This is a genomic window from Amycolatopsis panacis, assembly GCF_003600245.1.
In the GTDB taxonomy this organism is placed as follows: Bacteria; Actinomycetota; Actinomycetes; order Mycobacteriales; family Pseudonocardiaceae; genus Amycolatopsis; species Amycolatopsis sulphurea.
In genome coordinates, this window is sequence record NZ_QZFV01000021.1 from 77,582 (window position 1) to 96,339 (window position 18,758).

Annotated in this window: 17 protein-coding genes; 4 read left to right on the forward strand and 13 right to left on the reverse strand. The window is 68.3% G+C overall.

Going from position 1 to position 18,758, the window contains the following annotated elements:
• Positions 1-100 precede the first annotated feature (100 nt).
• A complete protein-coding gene (locus D5S19_RS01930; protein WP_120021588.1) occupies positions 101-1,546 on the forward strand; it encodes a hypothetical protein in 1,446 nt (481 codons plus the stop codon).
• On the opposite strand, the gene D5S19_RS01935 is transcribed toward D5S19_RS01930, so the two are convergent.
• The 6 genes from D5S19_RS01935 to D5S19_RS01960 are packed head-to-tail and all read right to left on the reverse strand — an operon-like array spanning position 1,524 to position 8,618.
• A complete protein-coding gene (locus tag D5S19_RS01935) occupies positions 1,524-3,203 on the reverse strand; it encodes a hypothetical protein (RefSeq protein WP_147397306.1) in 1,680 nt (559 codons plus the stop codon). The two genes, D5S19_RS01930 and D5S19_RS01935, sit on opposite strands and share 23 nt — an antisense overlap.
• Entirely contained in the window at positions 3,200-4,813 is a 1,614-nt protein-coding gene (locus D5S19_RS01940; protein WP_120021590.1) for a putative N-acetylmannosamine-6-phosphate 2-epimerase, read from the reverse strand. The genes D5S19_RS01935 and D5S19_RS01940 overlap by 4 nt, the downstream gene beginning before the upstream one ends.
• The gene (locus D5S19_RS01945) at positions 4,810-5,649 is read right to left on the reverse strand and encodes a carbohydrate ABC transporter permease (RefSeq protein ID WP_120021591.1); all 840 of its coding nucleotides are present in this window, start codon (positions 5,647-5,649) and stop codon (positions 4,810-4,812) included. The genes D5S19_RS01940 and D5S19_RS01945 overlap by 4 nt, the downstream gene beginning before the upstream one ends.
• Positions 5,646-6,488: a carbohydrate ABC transporter permease gene (locus D5S19_RS01950; RefSeq protein ID WP_158605464.1), complete on the reverse strand. Its 843-nt coding sequence runs from the start codon at positions 6,486-6,488 to the stop codon at positions 5,646-5,648. The genes D5S19_RS01945 and D5S19_RS01950 overlap by 4 nt, the downstream gene beginning before the upstream one ends.
• 56 nt (positions 6,489-6,544) lie before the next feature.
• Positions 6,545-7,861, reverse strand: coding sequence for an ABC transporter substrate-binding protein (locus tag D5S19_RS01955; protein WP_120021593.1), 1,317 nt, complete (start codon positions 7,859-7,861; stop codon positions 6,545-6,547).
• 25 nt (positions 7,862-7,886) lie between these two features.
• The gene (locus tag D5S19_RS01960; RefSeq protein WP_120021594.1) at positions 7,887-8,618 is read right to left on the reverse strand and encodes a GntR family transcriptional regulator; all 732 of its coding nucleotides are present in this window, start codon (positions 8,616-8,618) and stop codon (positions 7,887-7,889) included.
• A 388-nt stretch (positions 8,619-9,006) separates the two neighbouring features.
• Between D5S19_RS01960 and D5S19_RS01965 the strand changes: the two genes are divergently transcribed.
• Entirely contained in the window at positions 9,007-10,467 is a 1,461-nt protein-coding gene (locus D5S19_RS01965) for an alpha/beta hydrolase (protein ID WP_120021595.1), read from the forward strand.
• Between the two features lie 43 nt (positions 10,468-10,510).
• Here D5S19_RS01965 and D5S19_RS01970 read toward each other — a convergent pair whose 3' ends face one another.
• Entirely contained in the window at positions 10,511-11,158 is a 648-nt protein-coding gene (locus D5S19_RS01970) for a response regulator (protein WP_120021596.1), read from the reverse strand.
• Complete coding sequence (locus D5S19_RS01975) at positions 11,155-12,345, reverse strand: sensor histidine kinase (protein ID WP_120021597.1); 1,191 nt, start codon at positions 12,343-12,345, stop codon at positions 11,155-11,157. Before D5S19_RS01975 ends, D5S19_RS01970 begins: the two co-directional genes overlap by 4 nt.
• Positions 12,346-12,518: 173 nt before the next feature.
• Here D5S19_RS01975 and D5S19_RS31555 point away from each other — a divergent pair, with 173 nt between their 5' ends.
• Positions 12,519-12,872, forward strand: a complete 354-nt coding sequence (locus tag D5S19_RS31555) for an HD domain-containing protein (RefSeq protein ID WP_147397307.1) — start codon at positions 12,519-12,521, stop codon at positions 12,870-12,872.
• Here D5S19_RS31555 and D5S19_RS01985 read toward each other — a convergent pair.
• The 3 genes from D5S19_RS01985 to D5S19_RS33995 all read right to left on the reverse strand — a co-directional run bounded on the left by D5S19_RS01985 (position 12,869) and on the right by D5S19_RS33995 (position 15,412).
• Positions 12,869-13,303 carry a phospholipase A2 gene (locus D5S19_RS01985; protein ID WP_158605465.1) on the reverse strand — a complete coding sequence of 145 codons (435 nt, stop codon included), beginning with the start codon at positions 13,301-13,303 and terminating at the stop codon, positions 12,869-12,871. The two genes, D5S19_RS31555 and D5S19_RS01985, sit on opposite strands and share 4 nt — an antisense overlap.
• A 148-nt stretch (positions 13,304-13,451) precedes the next feature.
• The gene (locus D5S19_RS01990) at positions 13,452-15,038 is read right to left on the reverse strand and encodes an alpha/beta hydrolase (protein ID WP_120021600.1); all 1,587 of its coding nucleotides are present in this window, start codon (positions 15,036-15,038) and stop codon (positions 13,452-13,454) included.
• The gene (locus D5S19_RS33995; RefSeq protein ID WP_120021601.1) at positions 15,038-15,412 is read right to left on the reverse strand and encodes a type VII secretion target; all 375 of its coding nucleotides are present in this window, start codon (positions 15,410-15,412) and stop codon (positions 15,038-15,040) included. The genes D5S19_RS01990 and D5S19_RS33995 overlap by 1 nt, the downstream gene beginning before the upstream one ends.
• A 525-nt stretch (positions 15,413-15,937) precedes the next feature.
• Between D5S19_RS33995 and D5S19_RS02000 the strand changes: the two genes are divergently transcribed.
• Positions 15,938-17,329, forward strand: coding sequence for a DUF2079 domain-containing protein (locus tag D5S19_RS02000; RefSeq protein ID WP_120021602.1), 1,392 nt, complete (start codon positions 15,938-15,940; stop codon positions 17,327-17,329).
• Positions 17,330-17,336: 7 nt separating this feature from the next.
• Here the strand turns inward: D5S19_RS02000 and D5S19_RS34000 are convergent, their stop codons facing one another.
• On the reverse strand, positions 17,337-17,519 hold the full coding sequence (locus D5S19_RS34000; protein ID WP_120021603.1) for a LuxR C-terminal-related transcriptional regulator: 183 nt from the start codon (positions 17,517-17,519) through the stop codon (positions 17,337-17,339).
• Positions 17,516-18,712, reverse strand: coding sequence for a sensor histidine kinase (locus tag D5S19_RS02010; RefSeq protein WP_120021604.1), 1,197 nt, complete (start codon positions 18,710-18,712; stop codon positions 17,516-17,518). The genes D5S19_RS34000 and D5S19_RS02010 overlap by 4 nt, the downstream gene beginning before the upstream one ends.
• Positions 18,713-18,758 lie beyond the last annotated feature (46 nt).

Sequence of the window (18,758 nt, forward strand, 5' to 3'; positions counted from 1 at the left end):
TCCGTGCCAGTGGTCTACGCCATCCGGCGTGGGGCGTTTCTCCCGGGTTGTGGCCCGGCCTAACGTCGAAGGACTATCGCCGGACAGTGCGGGGGTCTCGATGGTCAGCCGACGTGACGCGCTCCGGATCGGTACCGCGGCGCTGGCCGGGGCGGTGCTGCCGGTAGGGGCCGCGGCGGCCTCGTCGGTGGTCGGGCGGGGGTGCTATCTGACCTTCTGCCGGATTCCGACCGCGGGGCTGACGACCTGGAAGTCCATTATGGACAGCTTCCGGGTGGACGGGGTGGACCGGGTCGTACTGTGGCTCGGGGGCGCGTTCCGGTCGCGCAGGTATCCGATCACCTGGCAGTACAACCGCGAGCACCGCAACGTGCGGGAGAACTTCGCGGGGCAGCTGATCGATTACGCGCACGCGGTGGGGATCCGGGTGCTGCTGGGATTCACGCCCTACACCTACGACGGCACCAATCAGTACGCCTACGAGCGGCCGGATCTCAAGGCACAGCAGGCGAACGGCAATCTGGCGCGGATGCAGGGTATTCATTCCTGGGGCTACAACCTCGACCCGACGAAGCCGGACGCGAAGCGGTTCATGCTCGAATACGCGCGCGAGCTGTACTTCGACTTCTACCCGAATGCCGACGGGTTGCTCATCGAATCCTCGGACATCGACATCTGTACCGGTGGCGACTGCGACGGTCCGCGGCACTACTACGAGGTCGAGTACGAATTCGTCCGGGAGCTGTCCGACCAGGTGTGGGCACATCATCCCGGTGCGGAAATTCTGGTGCACCCCAACTACTTCGTCGGTGGCTCGAACGGTGCGGAGCTGCGCTACGACCCGCGCTGGTCGGTGATCTTCAGCCCGTGGACGGTGAATCTCGAATTCGCGAAGAAGGTTTCGCGCGCGTACTACTTCTCGCTCGACATGATCAGCCAGCCGCCGGCGAGGGTGGCGGCGAGTGTCCGGTGGGTGCGTGATCACGGGTTCGCTTCGTATTTTCCTTCGCAGGAGTTCTTCACCTACCGAGCGCGGCATGCCGAAATGGGGGAGACCAACCTCATCGGGCGGCAGCTGCGGCCGTTCGGCTTCGATTTCCTCGGGCTGGACGAGAACCCGTACCGGGATCCGGTGGTCCTGGTCAACCGGGTCGCGCTGCGGGAGTACGCGGAGCATCCGGACCTCACCGAGGACCAGTTCCGGGCGAGATTGGGGCAGGCGGCGTTCGGCCCCGGCGCGACCGGACAGGAGGTCGCGGATCTGCTGTTCCTGCACGATTTCTGCTACGGGCGGGACAAGTCGCTGTTCACCTTGGCGGTGCAGGCCGATCCGCGGGTCCTGCGAGAGCGGCTGGAACGGGGCCTGGTCGGGTTCGCCGATCTGCGGGCCGTGCAAGAAAGGCTTGGTGCGCTGCCCGCGGTCGCGGCGCGGATCCGCCGCTCCCGCAATCCGGCGGTCCGTTCGCTGACGCGGCACACCGGTCTTCTTGAGCAGAATTGGGATGCCGAGGCCCGGAGTCTGCTCACCGCCCACCTTCGGGGCTGACTCCAAGCAGACGGACGGCCTCGCGCACGGCGAGTTCTGCGGCGCCCTCGGCGACTGGGGAGATATGCACCTCGTAGGCACCGGTGCGGTACGCGGCGGCGGTGGGCAGGTAGCCGAGGTACCCGCCGGTGTAGCCGATCAGGACGAGCGGCCCCGGGACTTCGGTTGCAAGCGCGGCTTCGAGTGCCAGGTAGGGCTCGCCGCCGAAGCCGACCAGCGACAGATCGCCGAGCCGGACCGCGCTGACCACCAGCCGCGGCTCCCGGATCCGGGCGGAGGCGGCGAGTTCGGCACCTTGCAACGCGGTCTCCGCGGTCCGGACGGCGACTGCGTTCCCTGTGCGGCGTGCTTCAGTGAGCTGCTGCCGGAGTGCGGTGGCGTCGGGTGTTGGTTCGTCGAGTCGCCCGGGCAGGTAGAGGGACCAGGTTCGGGCGCCGGTGATCGGCGGGGGGTCGGGGGGCGCGGTCGATGGCTGATTGGGCTGGCCGGTAGTCCTGGCTTGCGGGGGCTGGCGGGGTTGCGTTGGCCTGGCGGCGTTCGGGGGTTGGCCGGGGTTGGGGGTCGGCGATCGGCGTGGGACGTCAGGCTGTCCCAGGGGCAGGGTGTGGTGCGGGGCGGCGGCGCTCGGTGGCCGGTGGGTGTCGGTGGGGTGCTCGGGGTTCGGGGCGGTTGGCGGCTGGCCGGTCGGCTCGGGAGCCGCGGTGCTCGACGGCTGAGCGGACCCACAGCGCGAGGTGGTCTGCCCGGAGACCGGCATACTCGACCGCCGATGCGGGTCGGCGAAGTGCCTGCCCGGCCCAATTGGTGCGGACCACTTCGACTCGAAATTCCCGGCAGCCGGTGACCGGCGCAGATCGGCAGGCCCGCGCGGAGCAGGGTCCAGGGTGATCGCCCGGCCGGGCGGCGTGGTGAGCGCGACGACCTGGTCGGCGGCCAGGCAGGCGAGCCGGGCCAGTTCGTCCGGTTGCTGGTTTCGGCGGTGGGGGCGAGTGCTGACGTCGCCGGCGGCGCCGGTCGCGACCATGGCCCAGCAGCCCAGACGGGCGGTCACGGCTCGGCGTACCGCCCCGGTGAGATCGGCGCTGACCAGCAGGTTGTCCGCGCCGAGTACGGTCGGGTGCACCGGCAGGACGACGACGACTCCGCAAATCCGGCCGTGCGCACGTGCGGCCAGCACGGTTACCGGCACGTTTTTCCGGGGGAGCGCTCCGCTGCGCTGGCCGCCGACATCGTTGATCAGTCCAGTGTGGATGGTCAGTTCGGCGGGGGCCTCGGTGGCCAGCGCGTGGCCGGCGGCGAGGTCACCGGCGGTGAGCACCTGCTCGTGCCACTCCGGCGGGGTTCGGCCGCCGCCGGGACGGCAGCCGGTTTCCGGTCCGGAGTGGGTGTGCGTGGCGGACAGCCAGATCAGTTCGGGGCGGGTCCGCAGGCTTCCGGCCAACCGGGCGGCCAGTGGCTCGGCGAGATCGGTGTTCACGGCAGGCAGATCGGCGACGAGCCAGGCGAACCGGGAGTTGCCCGCGCTGATCGTCACCGCGTGCACTTCCAGCTGATCCAGGGTGCCGGTGCTCGCCCCGGTTCGCGCGGCGTAGCCACCGAGACGGGTGCCGACGGGAACCTGGAGACAGACTTGCCCGTGACCGATTCGCACAGTCACGACATCGCCTTGGCCAGCTGGGTGGTGATGGCCATCGGGTTCGTGATGGCCGTGCCGACCACGACCGCGTACGCGCCGGCGTCGACGGCTGCCCGCACGTCTCGTGCGCTGCGGTATCGGCCTTCGGCCACCACTGGGCAATCCAGCCGGGCGACCAGTGCGGAGACCAGGTCCACGTCCGGTCCATCGGGGACTGGGCCGCCGGTGTAACCGGATAAAGTCGTGGCGATCACGTCTGCGCCCGCGGCTCGTGCGGCGGCTCCCGAGGTGAGGTTGTCGACGTCGGCCATCACGGGTACGCCGAGTTCCTCGTGGATCCGCCGGATCTGTTCGCCGAGTGACTCGCCGCCGGGACGTGGCCGCGCGGTGCCGTCGATCGCCACCATCGACGCGCCCGCGTGGACCACTGCGACAGCGTCCGCGAACGTGGGGGTGATGAAAACTCCTTCGGGACAAGCGACTTTGTTGATTCCGAGAACCGGCAAGTCCACTTCGGAGCAGATGGCGGCGATGTCGGCCGGGCCGTTCGCGCGGATAGCCCGCGCGCCACCGGCTGCGGCCGCGGCGGCCATCCGTGCCATCGGCAGCGGACCGTGCAGGGGATTGCCCGGCTGTGCTTGGCAGGACACCAGCAGCGCACCGGGTGGAAAGGGTACTCGACTGTCCACTGTGGTCTCCTTGGCGACCGGAACCGATTTCGCGGCATGGTGTACGGACATCAGCCGGGCGTACCGGCCGGGTTCGCCGGTGGCGAGCCGGACGGCGCCGTCGAGCGGATCGCCGTCCGGTGGGACGAGACGGGCGGCGGGGGCGAGATCGGCCAGCCGCTTCCGGAGTGGGGCCATCATCAGCTCGCCGGTTTCGAAGACCCGGCCGGTGCAGGCGACTGGGACGGTGCGGTCGAATACTCGCACTGCTGCGGCGATGGTGCACGCGAGGTCCGCTGCCGCGTTGGCCACGATCTCACCGGCGACCGGATCCTGGCGGTCGGCCGCGGCGAAGACTTCGGGGGCGAAGGTGGCAATGGTGGCGACCGGTGCCGTCGTTCGGTGGATTCGCTGTGCCATACCGGAAACGGATCCGAAGTGCTGTTCGGCGACGAAGGTGAGCGCGGTCGCCGGGCCGCGGCCGTCCGCGGCAGCGAGTACGGCGCTGAGTCCGGCGCGGCCGATCGCGAATCCGCCGCCTGCGTCGCCGAGGAGGTGTCCTTCGCCGCCGATCTTCCGGTATACATCCTCCCCGACTGCGAGGCAGACGACGCCGGTTCCGGCGGCCAGCACGACGCTGTCGCCGTGACGCAGTGCGCCGGCGTGCGCGGTCACCATGTCCTCGCAGAGACGGACTTCCTTCGCCTGCAAGGTTTCGAGTATTGCGCCGCCCAGCCGTGCGCGGTCTGCGGGGTCGTCCGGGTAGCAGGTCAGGCCGAGGCAGGCGACGTCGACCGGGTCGGACAAACCGGCGTCCAGAGCGGCGATTCGCACAGCCTCGGTGATCGTGGCGACGGGATCGCCTTCGCTGTAAGCGAATCCGGGACCGTTTCCGGATAGCTGCCCGGAAACGAGGCGTAATCCGGTCTGGCCGCTGTCCACAGCGACCCAGGCGCCGGTCATCGGATACCGGCCGAGGTCGTTACGCCTTCCACGAATTTCCGTTGTAGAGAAACGAAGAGCAACACGGTCGGCAAGGCCGCGAGAAGGGCGGCGACGAGCATCATCGGCACCGCGGCGCTGCCGAGGTTGTCCGCCTGCATCGCGGCCAGCCCGACGGGGAGTGTGCGGTGTTCGTCGTCGGAAGCGATCAGCAGCGGCCACAGGTGCGAGTCCCAGTTGAGCATGAAGATGAACAACGCCAGCGCGGACATCGGTCCTTTCACCACCGGGACCACAATGGACACCATCGTGCGCAGATCGCCCGCACCGTCCAGCCGCGCCGCTTCGATCAGCTCGTCCGGTACGTTGCCGATCGCCTGGCGCATCAGGAAGATCCCGAACGCGCTGGTGCCCGCCGGGACGATCAGCCCGGCGAAGCTGTTCACCCAGCCCAGCGAGTAGACCAGGCTGTAGAGCGGCACGTAGATGATCTCGACCGGGATCATCAGCGTGGCCAGCACGATCATGAACGCGGTGTCGCGTCCGCGGTACCGGAACTTCGCGAAGCTGAACCCGGCGGCTGTGCAGGTCACCACGTTCAGCAACGTGACGCTGACCCCGACCACGGTGCTGTTCAGGAAGTACCGCGCGAACGGTGTTTCCGTGAACGGCAAAGCGAGGTTGGACCATTCGAACGTGCTGGGGAACCAGCGCAGTGGAACCGACAGCACTTCGGAGGCGGGCTTGAGCGCGGTAAGGATCGCGTACGCCAGCACCGCCACGAAAACCAGCCCGCCGAGTCCGGCGGCGACCAGTGTGGTGCCACGGCCGAGCCTCGCGGTACGCGGCCCGCTCATCGATCCCTCCTCGCGAAGACCTTGAGCTGTAACAGAGTCAGCCCGAACAACAGCAGGAACATCAGTACCGCGACCGCCGACGCGCGGCCCATCCGCGCGTTCTCGAACGCGGTCTTGTACACGAAGAGGTTGACCACCTGGGTGCCGAATCCGCCGTTGGTCAGCACCAGTTGCGGGCTGAACGACTGGAACCCACGGATCACCGCCATCACCGAGCACACCGAGGTCACCGGCAGCAGCATCGGCCAGGTGATGTACCGGAAGCGCGCGAACGCCCCCGCACCGTCCAATCTGGACGCTTCGTAGAGTTCGGCCGGAATCGATTGCAGGCCGGCGAGGAACAGGATCAGGAAGAACCCGGTCTCCTTCCACACCCCCATCACGACCAGCCCCCACATCGCGCTGTCGGAGCTGGTGAGCCAGTTCAGGTGCAGACCGAGTGCCTGGTTGAGCAGGCCGTCCGGGTTGAGCACGACCCGCCAGATCACCGACACCGCGACCCAGCTGATCGCGACCGGCAGGAAGTACAGCAGTCGTAGCAGACCGCTGCCGCGGGCACGGGTGTTGAGCGCGTGCGCCAGCACGAGTGCCAGCGTGAGCGCCGGGACATAGGTGCCCACCGCGTACACCACGGTCTGCCACAGCGCTGCGCCGAACTGTGGATCCGTTGCCAGATAGTGGAAATTGTCGAAGCCGACGAATTCCGGCGGCGAGGTCAGGCTGTAGTCGAACAGCGACAGGTAGAACACCTGCAGCATCGGGTAGATCGCGAAGACCACGAACAGGACCAGTGCGGGCACCGCGAACAGCGCGCCGATCGCGTTGCGACGTCGTCGCATCGGCTTGTTTCGTTGTGGTGCCCGGGAATCCGGAGCACGGAGCGAGAGCAGGGCCATCAGTTCCCCAGACTGCGGTTGATCGTCCCCGCGGCCTTGTTCGCGGCATCCGGGATCGCGACGCGGTCGAAGACGGTGTCGTTGATCATCGTCATCACCGCGTCCTTGATCTCCGCGAAATGGGGGGCCACCTCGTCGAACTTCCCCTGCCGGTAGGCCGTGGACCACACGTCGAGCCCGGGTACGCCCTTGCCCGCCGGACTGGTGTCCCAGCCCTTCACCGGCTGGATGAACTTCACGTCGGAAAGCCAGCGCTGCGACTGGTTCGCCAGGTAGGAGATGAACTGCCAGGCCTGCTGCTGGTGTTCGCTCGCGCGGCTGACGCCCCAGTAATAGCCGTACCAGCGGTTCACCGGGGCGGCCGGATTCAGTTGCGGCAGCGGGACGAGCTTGAGCCTGGCGAAGGTGTCCGGGTTGCTTTCCCGGATCTGTTCCATCGCCCACGGGTAGACCATGGCCATCGACTGACGCCCGGTGGCGAGATCGTTGAACGGCGCGGTCGCCTCGCGGGAGGTCTTGTTCGGATCCGCGGTGCGCTCGGTGCCGCTGGCGGCCAGGCCGGTCCAGAGGCTCACCGCGGCCTGTGCCCGCGGGCTGGTGACGGTGGCCTTCTGGTGGCCGGGATCGGTGATCGTCCCGCCGGTCTGGTTCAGCAGGGTCTGCAACTGCTGGGTGTACCAGCCGGAATGCAGGTAGAGGAAGCTGAACGCCTGCTGGTGCCCGGCGGCGGCGAGTTTCTTCGCCTCCGTGGCGACGTCCTGCCAGGTCTTCGGCGGCGTGTTCGGGTCGAGCCCGGCGTCGGCGAAGTGCCGGGTGTTGACGGCGAACGCGGTCGCGTTGAACTCGCTCGGCAGTCCGTAGAGCTGACCGTCTGCCGACGCGCCGTCGAGAGTCCTTGGCAGGTAACGGTTCTTGAGCGCTTCCTCGGAACCGGCGCCGAGCGCGCCGTAGTCGATCGGGGCGAGCAGCCGTTTCGGCAGGTACTCGCCGCGCAGCGTGGTGTCGTCGAGATTCAGCACGTCCGGGCCGGTGCCGTTGCTCATCGCGGTGAGCATCTTCGTGTCGAACTCGTCGTTCGGGATCTGCTGGTACTCGATGCGGACGTTCGGGTGCTGACGCTGGTACTCGGCGATGAGCGTCCGGTTCAGCTTGATCATCGGCGGATGGGTGTGCGTCCAGAAGGTCAGTGTCACCGCGCCGCCCGAATCGCCGGAGCCACCGCAGGCCGACAGCGTGGCGGCGGCGAGCAGGACCGCGAGCAGGGCCGCCCCCGACGTCCGGATGCGCCGCCCGGAACCGATTCCGTGCCTGGCCATGAATCCCTCCCTCTCCGGTGCGTGCTCAACTGGGCAAACGGGGGTGCGGCAGATCCGGCCGCCGCAGATCGGCGGTGATCGCGTAGCGGTCGCCGCGGTAGGTGGCCTCGCAGCTCTCCATCACCCGGCCGCGGGCGTCCAGGCTGATCCCGCGGATGCGCAGGCACGGCTGGCTCACCGGGATCCGCAGGTGCCCGGCGGTGCGCGGGTCGGGCAGGACCGGGTCCATCCGGCAGGTACCGGTGACGATGTCGGTGCGGTAGCGGGTGGCGAGCAGCTCGTACCAGGAGCCGTTCAGATCGCCGAGGGCGAGCCCGGGCACGTAGCGGTCCGGCACGAAGGTGCGTTCCAGTGCCATCGGGGCGTCGTCGGCCAGCCGGAGCCGGACGAACTCGACGACGACCTCGCCCGCCGGGATGCGCAGCAGACGGCACCGGGCGCGGTCCCCGCGGCGGCGGCGCAGTTCGAGGGTCCGGGTCCCCGGCCGCATCCCGCGCAGCCGCATCTCCTCGGAGAACGAGGTCATCGCGAGCCGGCGGCTGACCTTCGGCCGCGAGGTGTAGGTGCCGCTGCCGTGCCGCCGGATCAGCAGGTCCTGCAGCACCAGATCGTCCATCGCGCGGCGCAGCGTCATCCGGGCCACCTGCCAGCGCACGGCCAGTTCGCGTTCCGGGGGCAGCGGGGCCCCCTCCGGCAGCAGGTCGACGAGATCGAGCAGCCGGGCGCGGATCTCGCCGATCTTTCCGGGAGCGCTCATCGCACCCTCCTCACCGCCGCGGGGGACCCGGTTCCAGCACACGCCATGGGCATCGCGAGACCAAGCCCCCGCAGCGTTTTCCGGTGGACCAATTGGTCTTCCGATGATGCCCCCGGATAGCTGTTCACCTGGAGGTTTCCCGGCCGGATTGGGCTGGTAGTGGTCCAGTCCGCGACCCGGGTGGGCCCTCGTGAATCATGCGAACGAGGCATTGACGCCCATACGCCTGCGCATGGAAAGCCGGGGGTACCGGCCGTCCGGGTTCAGCCGATCGTACTTTTGGCTGAGCACATCGTTACCCGGAGCCGTTCTCGCGCCTGATGTCGCAGGATTTCCCCGTGTGCACGATGAGTTCCACTCATCGAGCACAGTCGGGGAAGGACCAAGGATGCGGAGAACGTTACCCGTCGCGCTGGCTGTCGCCGGGCTGGCGACGGCGATGCTCCCGGCGGTTTCGCAAGCCGCCGCACCGTCCGGCGGGGTGCGCTGGGGCGCGTGCCCGGCGGACGTCGCGAAGGCCGCGCCGGATCTGCAGTGCGCGACGCTGCAGGTGCCGCTGGACTACCGGAATCCGGACGGAAAGCGGATCGAACTCGGGATTTCCCGGTTGCCCAGCACGAATCCCGCGCACCGGAAGGGCGTGCTGCTGACCGATCCGGGCGGCCCCGCGCCGGGGATGACCTTCCCGGCCGATCTCGCCAAGTTGAAACTCCCGAAGAGCGTGCGGGACGGCTACGACGTGATCGGGTTCGACCCGCGCGGTTTCGGGCACAGCACGCCGGTGAGCTGCGATCTGACGCACGATCAGTCGAAGTACGGCATCGTCCCGACGTACGCGCGCAACACCGCGGACGTCTTGAAGACGGCCGCGGACGCGAAGCAGATCGCGAAGCAGTGCCTCACCGGGAAGAGCGCGTGGATGCGGCCGTACATCAGCACGGCCAACTCCGCCCGCGACCTGAACCAGATCCGGATCGCGCTGGGCGAGTCCCAGATCTCCTACCTCGGCATGTCCTGGGGCAGTTACCTCGGCGCGGTGTACACCACGCTGTTCCCGCAGCAGGGCGGCCGGTTCGTCGTCGACAGCAATCTCAGCGAAGGCGGCTGGACCTACCCGTACGAACGGCTATACGGCCAGGGTTTCCAGGACCGGCTGCCGGACTTCGCGAAGTTCGTCGCGGCGAACGATGCCAAGTACCACCTCGGCAGCACGCCGGCGCAGGTCACCGCGAAGTACTACGAACTCGCCGATCGGCTGGACCGGAAGCCCAACAACGAAATCGACGGTAAGCGATTCCGCTACGCCACTTTCGCCACGCTGTTCGGCGACAAGCGCTTCGACGAACTGGCGAAGGCGTGGCACGAACTGGACGCCGGCGTTCAGATACCGCCGGGCGCACCGGGAGACCTGGCGGCCGCGGACAACATGGCATCCGGGGAACTGTTCACCACCTGCAACGATTCCCGCTGGCCGACGTCGGTCGGCTCCTACGTGGCCAACGTCGCGGTCGACCACCTGCGTTACCCGGCCTTCGGCGGGGCGGGCGCGAACATCCAGCCGTGCGCGTTCTGGCCGGACCCGGCCGAGCCGCCGGTCCGCATCGGCGACAAGGGCCCGTCGAACGTGCTCATGACGCAGAACCTGCGTGACCCGGTGACTCCGCTGGCCGGGGCGGTGCGGATGCGGCAGGCGCTGGGCGAGCGCGCCCGGATGGTCACCGCGGATCACGGCGGGCACGGGACCTACCTGGTCAGCGGCAACCAGTGCGTGACCGACGTGGTCACCACCTTCCTGACCACCGGTCGCCTTCCGGCGCAGGATATGGCCTGCAAGGCGGAAACCCCCTGAGTGCCGGGTCCGCGCCGCGTGCTGCGGCGCGGACCCGTGCCGGTCAGCGCACCAGCCCGGATTCCCAGGCCCAGACGACGATCTCGGTGCGGTTGCGGGCGGCGATCTTGCGCTGGATGGAGGCGAGATGGCTCTTCACCGTGGACAGCGAGATGACCAGCTCCCCGGTGATCTCCGCATTCGTCCGGCCGCGGGCGAGCGCCTTGGTCACCTCGACTTCACGCTGGGTCAACGGCGGATCGGCGGGGCGGGCCGCACTGCTCGGCCGGGCGAAGTGGGCCAGCAGCCGGGTGGTGATCGACGGGGAGACGAGAGCCTCGCCGTTCGCGGCCGCCCGCACCGCCTCCACGAGCAGCCGCGGGCCGGCGTCCTTCAGCAGGAACCCGCAGGCCCCGGCGCGCAGGGCCTCGTGCACCAGCTCGTCGAGGTCGAAGGTCGTCACGACCAGTACCCGCAGCGGATCGGCCACGTCCGGCCCGGCCAGTAGCCGGGTCGCGGCCAGCCCGTCCACCAGCGGCATCCGGATGTCCATCAGCGTGACGTCCGGGCGCAGCTCGCGGGCGCGCGCCACCGCCTGCCTGCCGTCCCCGGCCTCGCCGACCACCTCGAACCCGGCTTCGCGTTCCAGGATCAGCCGGAAACCGGTGCGCACCATGGCCTGATCGTCGGCCAGCAGTACCCGCAAGGTCATTGCGCCGCCCCCCTTCCGGTCGGCCGGATCGCCTGCGTGACGGCGGGCAGCGGGAGTTCGGCCAGTACCCGCCAGCCGCGTGCGCCGTGTTCTCCCGCGGTCAGCCTGCCTTCCAGCGCCATGATCCGCTCGCGCATCCCGACCAGCCCGTACCCGCCCGGTGCGCGGCGGGCGCGGGTCTGCCGGAGCCCGTCGTTGCGCACCTCGACCCGCAAGGTCCTCTCGGCCGCCGCGGGCGCCACGTCGACCACGATCTGCCGGGCTTCCGGGGCGTGCTTGCGCACGTTGGTCAGCGCTTCGAGGACCACCCGGTGAACGGTGGAAACCGTTTCCGGGGTGACGGCCAGCTCGGCCAGCCCGGGCGCCAGTTCGAGGGTGACCGCGGTGTCGCCGTCGACGGCTGCTTCGACTGTCTCCACCAGGCCTCCGGTTGTGAAGGACGGGGCTTCTTCGGGGCTGCGCAACATCATGACCAACCGCCGCACGGCGGCCAGCGCCTCTGCTCCGGCATGCTCGATCTCCTGGAGGAGCTCCTGTTCCGGGCCGCCGGCGAGCACCACACCGGCCGCCTGCGTGCGCACCACGACGCCGGTGATGTGGTGCGCGACCAGATCGTGCAACTCGCGGGCCAGATCCAGCCGTTCCCGGTTCCGGGCGGCGGCGAGCGCGGCTTCGCGGCGGGTGTCGCCGTCGCGCAGGATCAGCCCGACCACGACGCTGCATCCCCACAGAATCAGCCAGAGCACCACAGTGACGAGGGTGAGGAGACCGACTCCGTACCGTGCCAGGGGCGCGACGGCGATCGCCGCTCCGCCGAGCGCGACCAGCCCGGCGGCCTGCGGCGTGGGCAGCCGGTGGCAGCTCGCGCCGGCCAGGAGGGCCAGCGCGAAGACCTCGGGATCGCCGCCGAGTGCCGCAGACGGCACGGCGAGCAGCCCGACCAGGCTGCAGACCAGGGAAAGCGCGATGGCGGACGTGGTGAGGACCGCGGTCCGCCCGGGATATCGGCGTCGCAGCAGGGCGAGCCCGCCGGCCACCAGCCCCGCGGTGAAGAAGCCGAGTTCGGCGAGCGGCAGGCCGTGCGGAAGGATTTTGCGCACGAACAGCTCGAGGTTCAGCGCGGCCAGGATAACGATTTCCGCGATCACCAGGCCTCGGCGCAGTGGGCCCTCCGCGGTTCGTCTCACCGGATCCGGCGTCCTCCCTGTCCGTGTGCGACGTCAGTATCCCGCCTTCGCGCGTCCGCCACCGCGCGCGGGGGTGCTTTCGGCCTACAACTTTCGGCCGAACGGGCTAGTGCGGCCACGCTCGCTCTGCTGCCGCTGAGGCTGTGAAGGGTCCCTTCACAGCCTCAGCGTCCGTGAAGGTTCCCTTCACGGCACCGGCTTGCCGAGCAGCCCGCAGCGCAACGTGGGCGGCACTGAGATCGCCGCTTTCGCTTACGAGGTGGGCCGTCGCCGGGTACGAATCCCGCGAGACGGCGGAGGCGCGTTGCGGGAAGGACGCCGACCGGCTGGAGATGCTGTTGCAGGCGGTGGAGTACCGCGATCTCGGCGTGCAACGCGTGGACGGCTGGCTGGAATCGGCCCGCGAAGGTCTGAAAACCGTTACTGCACAACGGATTGCCGAGGCTGTCGACGTCGGCCTGGTGAGGCCGTTGACCGGGCTCGCCGGAGGCGGTGCGGCTCCGGCGAGCCCGGATCGTCGTGGCTAGTTCGGGTTGCCCGAGCCGTGATAGTGGCCCTTGGCGAACTTCCGCACTGCTTCGTAGTAGGTCCTGGCCACCCCGCGGCAGGTCGCGCCCTTCAGCCCGGACGGGTAGGCCTGTGTGCAGGCGCCACGCAGGTCCTGCAGCAGGTTCTTGTCACAGACGAGCCGATCGGTGCTGCTGGCGCGCGAGTAGCACCGGTCGTGCCTCGCGCACGAGTCGCTGAAGTCCGCCTTGAACCAGCGATCGGGCACCCACTTGCTGATGCCGGAGCCCCCGCAGTAGTCCTTCTTCGCCAGCTGGACCCGCGCGGTCTGCGAGGTGTCCGGTGCCGCCTGCGCCGTCGCGCCGAAACCGAGCGACAAGAACGCCGCCACCAGTGCCGCGACTACCATGCCGGACCAGCGCGGCGAGGAACCTGAATGTTTCTCGGACATGACGTGCATTCCTTTCACTGTCCACATCGGCAGGTCGCCGCGCCGCAGCGAGTGTGACATGTGGGATTAAAGTGTTACAACAGTCGATCGCCCCCTCACCGGGTGAGAAAAACCCCGAAAGAGGTGATTGACGGACGGCAACGGCGCATCAGTTTCCGGGTCTGTGAAGGGACCCTTCACGGACCTCTACACCGACTTTGCCGGAACCCTGGGGGTCGGGGCCGAGGGGATCGATGTTGTCGAGTCCGATATCGGGTCCATCGAAGTTGGTGAAGACGGGAATGGGATCGGTCAAGGATTTGGTGGAGTAGACGTGCCGGCCGACTTGGTCTTGCGGGGTGCCGTCGAGGTGCAGCTGGTCGGCGTGGTCGACGCCAACGCCGGGACTGGCGACCATGACGAGTCTGTCGGCGGGCAACCCGAGGTCGCGGGCGGTTTGGCCGACGACGGTGGTGCCGTAGCTGTGCCCGACGACGGTGGTGTTCATCGGGCCCTGGTGCGCGGCCCCGAGTCCGTCTTGAAAGCGGCGGAGTGAAGGTTCGGCTTTATCGGCGTATCCGGTACTGGCCGCATCCGCCAGGGATTGCGGTGCGTCGTATCCAGCCCAGGTGATCACCGAGGTGGACGGTGACCCCATTTGCGTCGCCATATGCATCATCGCGTCTGATCGGTAGATGTCGGTAGCCATCCCGTCGTTGAGGCCCGCGGTGGTGCCGGGGACGTAGGTCGCGACGTTGGCGGCGTGGTCAGGGTCACCGATGGCGACGATGGCATGTCCGGAGTTCGCAGGGTCGATGCCCAACAGGAAGGCGGGTGGCTGACCGGGCAAGGCATGGTCGAGCCGGTTCTTAATCTGGTCCATGCCGGTGATCTTGCTGTTCAGCGCGTCTAGTTGTCGTTCCAGAGATATGTATTCTTCCTGCTGTTGCGGATCACTGCGTTTCATTCCGTCCAGCCGGTGGCGGATGTCGTCCCGCTGGCGCTGCAATTCCTGGTAATCGCGGTCGAGGACAATCCGGTTCGCCCGGTCGCGGTCGGCTGTGGGCAGGCCGTTCATCGCCCCGATTTCGCCGGGTCGATCGCGGATGAGAATGCCTCGTCCCGCTGCGGAGATGGTGGCCCACCAGGCGGCGTTCTGCGACGGTGTCGCGTTGGGCGGTGGCTCGGGCAGCGTGAGACCAGGGTCTTTCTCGCCGTCTGCGGCAGCGGCGGCGATGGTGGATTCGTCTCCGGTGCCGAACTGACCGGCCGCTGCGCGGTCGAGCACTGACGCGAGGTCGACATCGATGTCGTTGGCGGTGCGCAGTATCTGCGCGACCTCGTCGGTCAACTGCGTCTGTGCTCGTGCCCGGTCTTGCGGATGCAGCTCCGGCGGCGGCCGGCCTGCGTAGAAGCACACGATCGCGCCGTCGGCGGTGAGCGCGAACCCGTACTTACGAGCCAGCTCGTCGGCATTCTTCAGCGCGCTTTGGACGCCGATGATGGCGTCGGCTGCCTGCCCGATAGCCTTGCCCAGCGCGGCGGCTCCGGCGGCGATCGTGTCGAGTTGCCGCATCAAGGCGCGGTGCTGTCCGGCCGCGTTGTCGGCGGCGGGCCCGGTCCAGCCCTCGACCGGCAAGGCCTTGCCGTAGTCGTCCCCCTCGTTGACGAGGACTTGTGTCCGGGCTTGCAAGAGTGAGCAGATTTCGTCCAACGCGCCATGATTCCATGCGCGGATATCGGCCAGCGACACCATCAGCGCGGCTCGTGCATCGTCGGCGTAGCAGACGGGAACACCCCGGTTGCTGTGTGGTCGCCCTGTTGATATCGGTCGGCTGCCACGCCGAGGTTATCGGCGAGACGCTGGGCCTCGGCACACCATTCTGTGAACGTGGCGGACAGGGCGTCCTGACAGTGCACGGCGGCTGCCGCTGCGCTCCCGCCTTGCACGGCACCCGCCACCCGGCCGACCGGTTCGGCGTAGTTCGTGCCGCGCAGAGTGACCACCTTCTCGCCAGCGGCGCTGCGTGCGCCGCGCAGGGGCGTCCGGCACCGTTGTGAAACCCATACTCGATCCCTCCCCGTGACCGTTCCGGCACAGGATACGGGACCAAAGACCAGGTGATACACGCCTGTGGACTCAGTCGGGTGAACCTACCTGCTCACTCAGGCACAACTACTCAAGAGGTGGGTAAGCAGTTCTACTCATCCCCGGCTTGCTCCCCGCCGGATTCCCGAAGTTCGGGCAGTTGCGCGGTGAGCGCGTCCAAGCACTCCGCGAGCAATGCACCGATTCGAGGTGGTACCTCGCGCAGTTCAGCCTCTCGTTCCTCCGCCGAACATTTCTGGCTTTTCCGATGCCATGCTCTCCGACGACGATCTGGCCGAGCTGGACAAGGTCGGGCGAAGCTGAGGCGGTCCTCGTCGAGTCCTCAGTGGACTCTCGACCGGGTCCTCCCCGGGGAGGACCCGGGTCCTCCCGCGGCATGATCGGATCGGGCTCACGATCTGACGCCACCGCTCCCGCAATTCGGCACGCTGTGCACCAGAACGAGCCGCCTCTGTCGCGAGGCGGCCCGTTCCTCCTGTATAGCGCCGAAAAGTCCACCGCCGTCCGGTGTGGACCGGCGAGGGTCCGCGGGCGAGGAGCGGCTGATGGAGCACGTCGGTGCACTGGAAACAACAGAGCGTGATCGCCCGATTGTGCGGTCGGGCAGTGTCGCACCTGACCGTATCCGGCTTTGTCTCCCCTACATTCTGTCCGGCTGCGCCTTGGTGATTTATGCGGTGTGGTCCCTTTCACTGCATGCGGCATTCCAGAGTGGCGGACAGGATCTCGGTCTGTTCGAGCAGGCCATCCGCTCCTACGCGGACGGGCACTGGCCGACATCCGATCTCAAAGGCCCCGGCATCCCCCTGCTCGGCGACCATTTCTCGCCGATTCTCGCGGTGCTCGCACCGTTCTATCTGCTCTGGCCGTCTCCGGCGATGCTGCTGGTGGCGCAGGCCGCGTTGCTGGCGCTGTCGGTCATCCCGGTGACCCGGCATGCGATCCGCGTGCTGGGCACGGTGCGGGGTGTCGCGATCGGTGCCGGCTATGTGCTTTCCACCGGCCTGCTGGAAACGATGATCCACGACTTCCACGAAGTCTGTTTCGCCGTCCCGATGCTGGCCTTCGCGGGTGAGCGGCTGCTCCGGCGGGAGTGGGGGTGGGCGGTCGCGTACGCGGTGCCGCTGGTGCTGGTCAAGGAAGACCTGGCGATGACGCTGGCGGTGCTCGGCTTGTACCTCGTCATTCAGGGGCAGCGCCGGCTTGGCTGGGCGACGGTCGCGTTCGGCGTTGTCACCACGGCCGTGATCATCAAAGTGGTGCTGCCCTTGATCAACGGCGGCGTTTACGCCTACGGGAGCAAGTGGGGCGGGTTCGCGCCCTTCGCCGGGTTCCCCATCAAGGTGGCGACCCTCGCCGTACTGCTCGCACCGATGGCGTTTGCCGCGCTTCGGTCGCCCCTTGCGATGCTGCTTGTTCCTACGCTCGCTTGGCGGCTGTTGTCGGGTTTCCATTTCTATTGGAGCCCGGCCCTCTACTACGACGCTGTGCTGATCCCGATCGCGTTTCTGGCGGCGGTGGACGGCATCCGTCGCGCACGTGGCACGTGGTTGCGCCGGGCTGCCCCGATTTGCGCGGTGGTCGCGGCGCTCTGTTCGACGACGGTGGTGCTGCTGCATGCGAATCAGCCGCGCTGGACTGACGAACAGCAAGCCGCTGCAAGGGAAATCCTGGCCAGGGTGCCCGACGGTGCCACCGTCGCGGCAGCCGGACGGCTGGCGCCGCATTTGACGAGTCGATGCCGGGTGTTGCTTTATCCCACTTATCCTTCGGGTGCGGAGCAGTCCGAATGGGTTGTGGTGACGCGGCCGGAAGGAAGCTGGCCGCTGTCGATTCCGGAGCAGGAAAAGCGGCTGTCGGAGCTGACCAGGACGAGCTACGACGTGGTCGTGCGCAATGACACGGCGACGCTGCTGCACCGGCGCTCCGGCACGTGAGCGCTGTTCAGTCGGCGAATACGACGGCGTGGAGCCGGTCGCGTACTTCCAGTTTGTCGAGTACTCGGCCGAGGTGGGTTTTCACTGTGGTGACGCCGATGAAGAGCTGGTCGGCGCTTTCGAGGAGCATGCGTAGTTCGCCGCGCATGAGTTCCTGGTCGTCGCAGACGAGTACGCGGTAGGGCGTCATAGCTCCTCCGGGGAGGTTGTGAGCGGAAGCAGCGCGGTGACCTTGAAGCCCCCGTCAGGCTGAGGCTCGGCGGTCACCTCGCCGTCGAACATCGAGGCGCGCTCCCGCATCCCGCGGATGCCATAGCCTGCCCCACTCCGCCCGGTGGCCGGCGGACGGGGGCCGTCACCGCCGTCGTTGGCGATGGCGACCACAACAGTCCGGTGTGGATCATCCAGCGTCCCGCAGTCGACTTCCACCGTGCACCGGGCACCGGACGGGGCGTGCTTGACCACATTGGTCAGTGCCTCCTGGACGATCCGGTACGTGGTGAGCGCGGCGCCCGGCGGAACGCCACGGGGATCACCTTCCACCGTGAGACGGGTCTCCAGTCCGGCGGAGCGCACCTTCGCCACGAGTTCGGTCAGCTCACCGACACTCGGCGGAGGTTTCGTGCCGGACTCGCTTTCGCGCAGCAGGCCGAGGATCCGGCGCAGTTCGGCGACGGCTTCCCGCCCGGTGACGCCGATCGTCCGCAGTGCCGCGTCCACGGCCGCGCGATTCCGTTCACCCACCAGCCGCGCGCCTTCGGACTGCATGACCATCGTGCTGACCGCGTGCGCGACGACGTCGTGCATCTCCCGGGCGATCCGCGCGCGCTCCTCGACAACCGCCGCCCTCGCCAGCGCGTCACGGTGTTCCTCGGCCTCGATCGCACGTTCTTGCGCGATGGCCAGCTGTCGTTTCCGGACGCGCGTCACCTCGCCGGTGGCCACCGCGGCCACCATGATGGCGGTCTGGGCCAGGAACACGATCGCCGTTATCGAGCCACTCCCGAGGACGAGGAACAGCCCGGCCAGGAACACCGCCTCCGACGCCAGAAGCAGCCACAGCCAGCTGCGCCGATCACCGTAGACCATCACCGAGTACATGAGGACGGGCAGCGCCAGGTCGGCAGCGAGCAGCCAGCCGGCGTACGACGGCGGCACCAGCGTATGCACAGCGAAGACGGCGAGCGCGAACAGTAGTGCTTGCACAGGCAACCGGCGCCGCGCGAAGATCGGTGCGAGCAGGGCCACCGTGATTCCCAGCGCCACACCCGACGACCTGCCCGACGCCACGATGCTCGGCACCGAACCCACCCCGAGCACCACGACAATCAGCAGGTCGATCGCTCGTGACCGGACGCCGGGCCGGCTGAACAATTCGCGCACACACCCACTCAACTACGCGTCTCGATTCCACGCGACCGCACCCCCC

Coding starts and splice junctions, on each gene's coding strand:
- D5S19_RS01940 (WP_120021590.1), bottom strand. CDS start 4,813: ATGACCGGCGCCTGGGTCGCTGTGGACAGCGGCCAGACCGGATTACGC.
- D5S19_RS01945 (WP_120021591.1), bottom strand. CDS start 5,649: ATGAGCGGGCCGCGTACCGCGAGGCTCGGCCGTGGCACCACACTGGTC.
- D5S19_RS01965 (WP_120021595.1), top strand. CDS start 9,007: ATGCGGAGAACGTTACCCGTCGCGCTGGCTGTCGCCGGGCTGGCGACG.
- D5S19_RS01950 (WP_158605464.1), bottom strand. CDS start 6,488: ATGCGACGACGTCGCAACGCGATCGGCGCGCTGTTCGCGGTGCCCGCA.
- D5S19_RS34000 (WP_120021603.1), bottom strand. CDS start 17,519: ATGACGCCCTACCGCGTACTCGTCTGCGACGACCAGGAACTCATGCGC.
- D5S19_RS01970 (WP_120021596.1), bottom strand. CDS start 11,158: ATGACCTTGCGGGTACTGCTGGCCGACGATCAGGCCATGGTGCGCACC.
- D5S19_RS01990 (WP_120021600.1), bottom strand. CDS start 15,038: ATGGTGTCGCTGGCCGATATCCGCGCATGGAATCATGGCGCGTTGGAC.
- D5S19_RS01985 (WP_158605465.1), bottom strand. CDS start 13,303: ATGTCCGAGAAACATTCAGGTTCCTCGCCGCGCTGGTCCGGCATGGTA.
- D5S19_RS02000 (WP_120021602.1), top strand. CDS start 15,938: ATGGAGCACGTCGGTGCACTGGAAACAACAGAGCGTGATCGCCCGATT.
- D5S19_RS01955 (WP_120021593.1), bottom strand. CDS start 7,861: ATGGCCAGGCACGGAATCGGTTCCGGGCGGCGCATCCGGACGTCGGGG.
- D5S19_RS01930 (WP_120021588.1), top strand. CDS start 101: ATGGTCAGCCGACGTGACGCGCTCCGGATCGGTACCGCGGCGCTGGCC.
- D5S19_RS01960 (WP_120021594.1), bottom strand. CDS start 8,618: ATGAGCGCTCCCGGAAAGATCGGCGAGATCCGCGCCCGGCTGCTCGAT.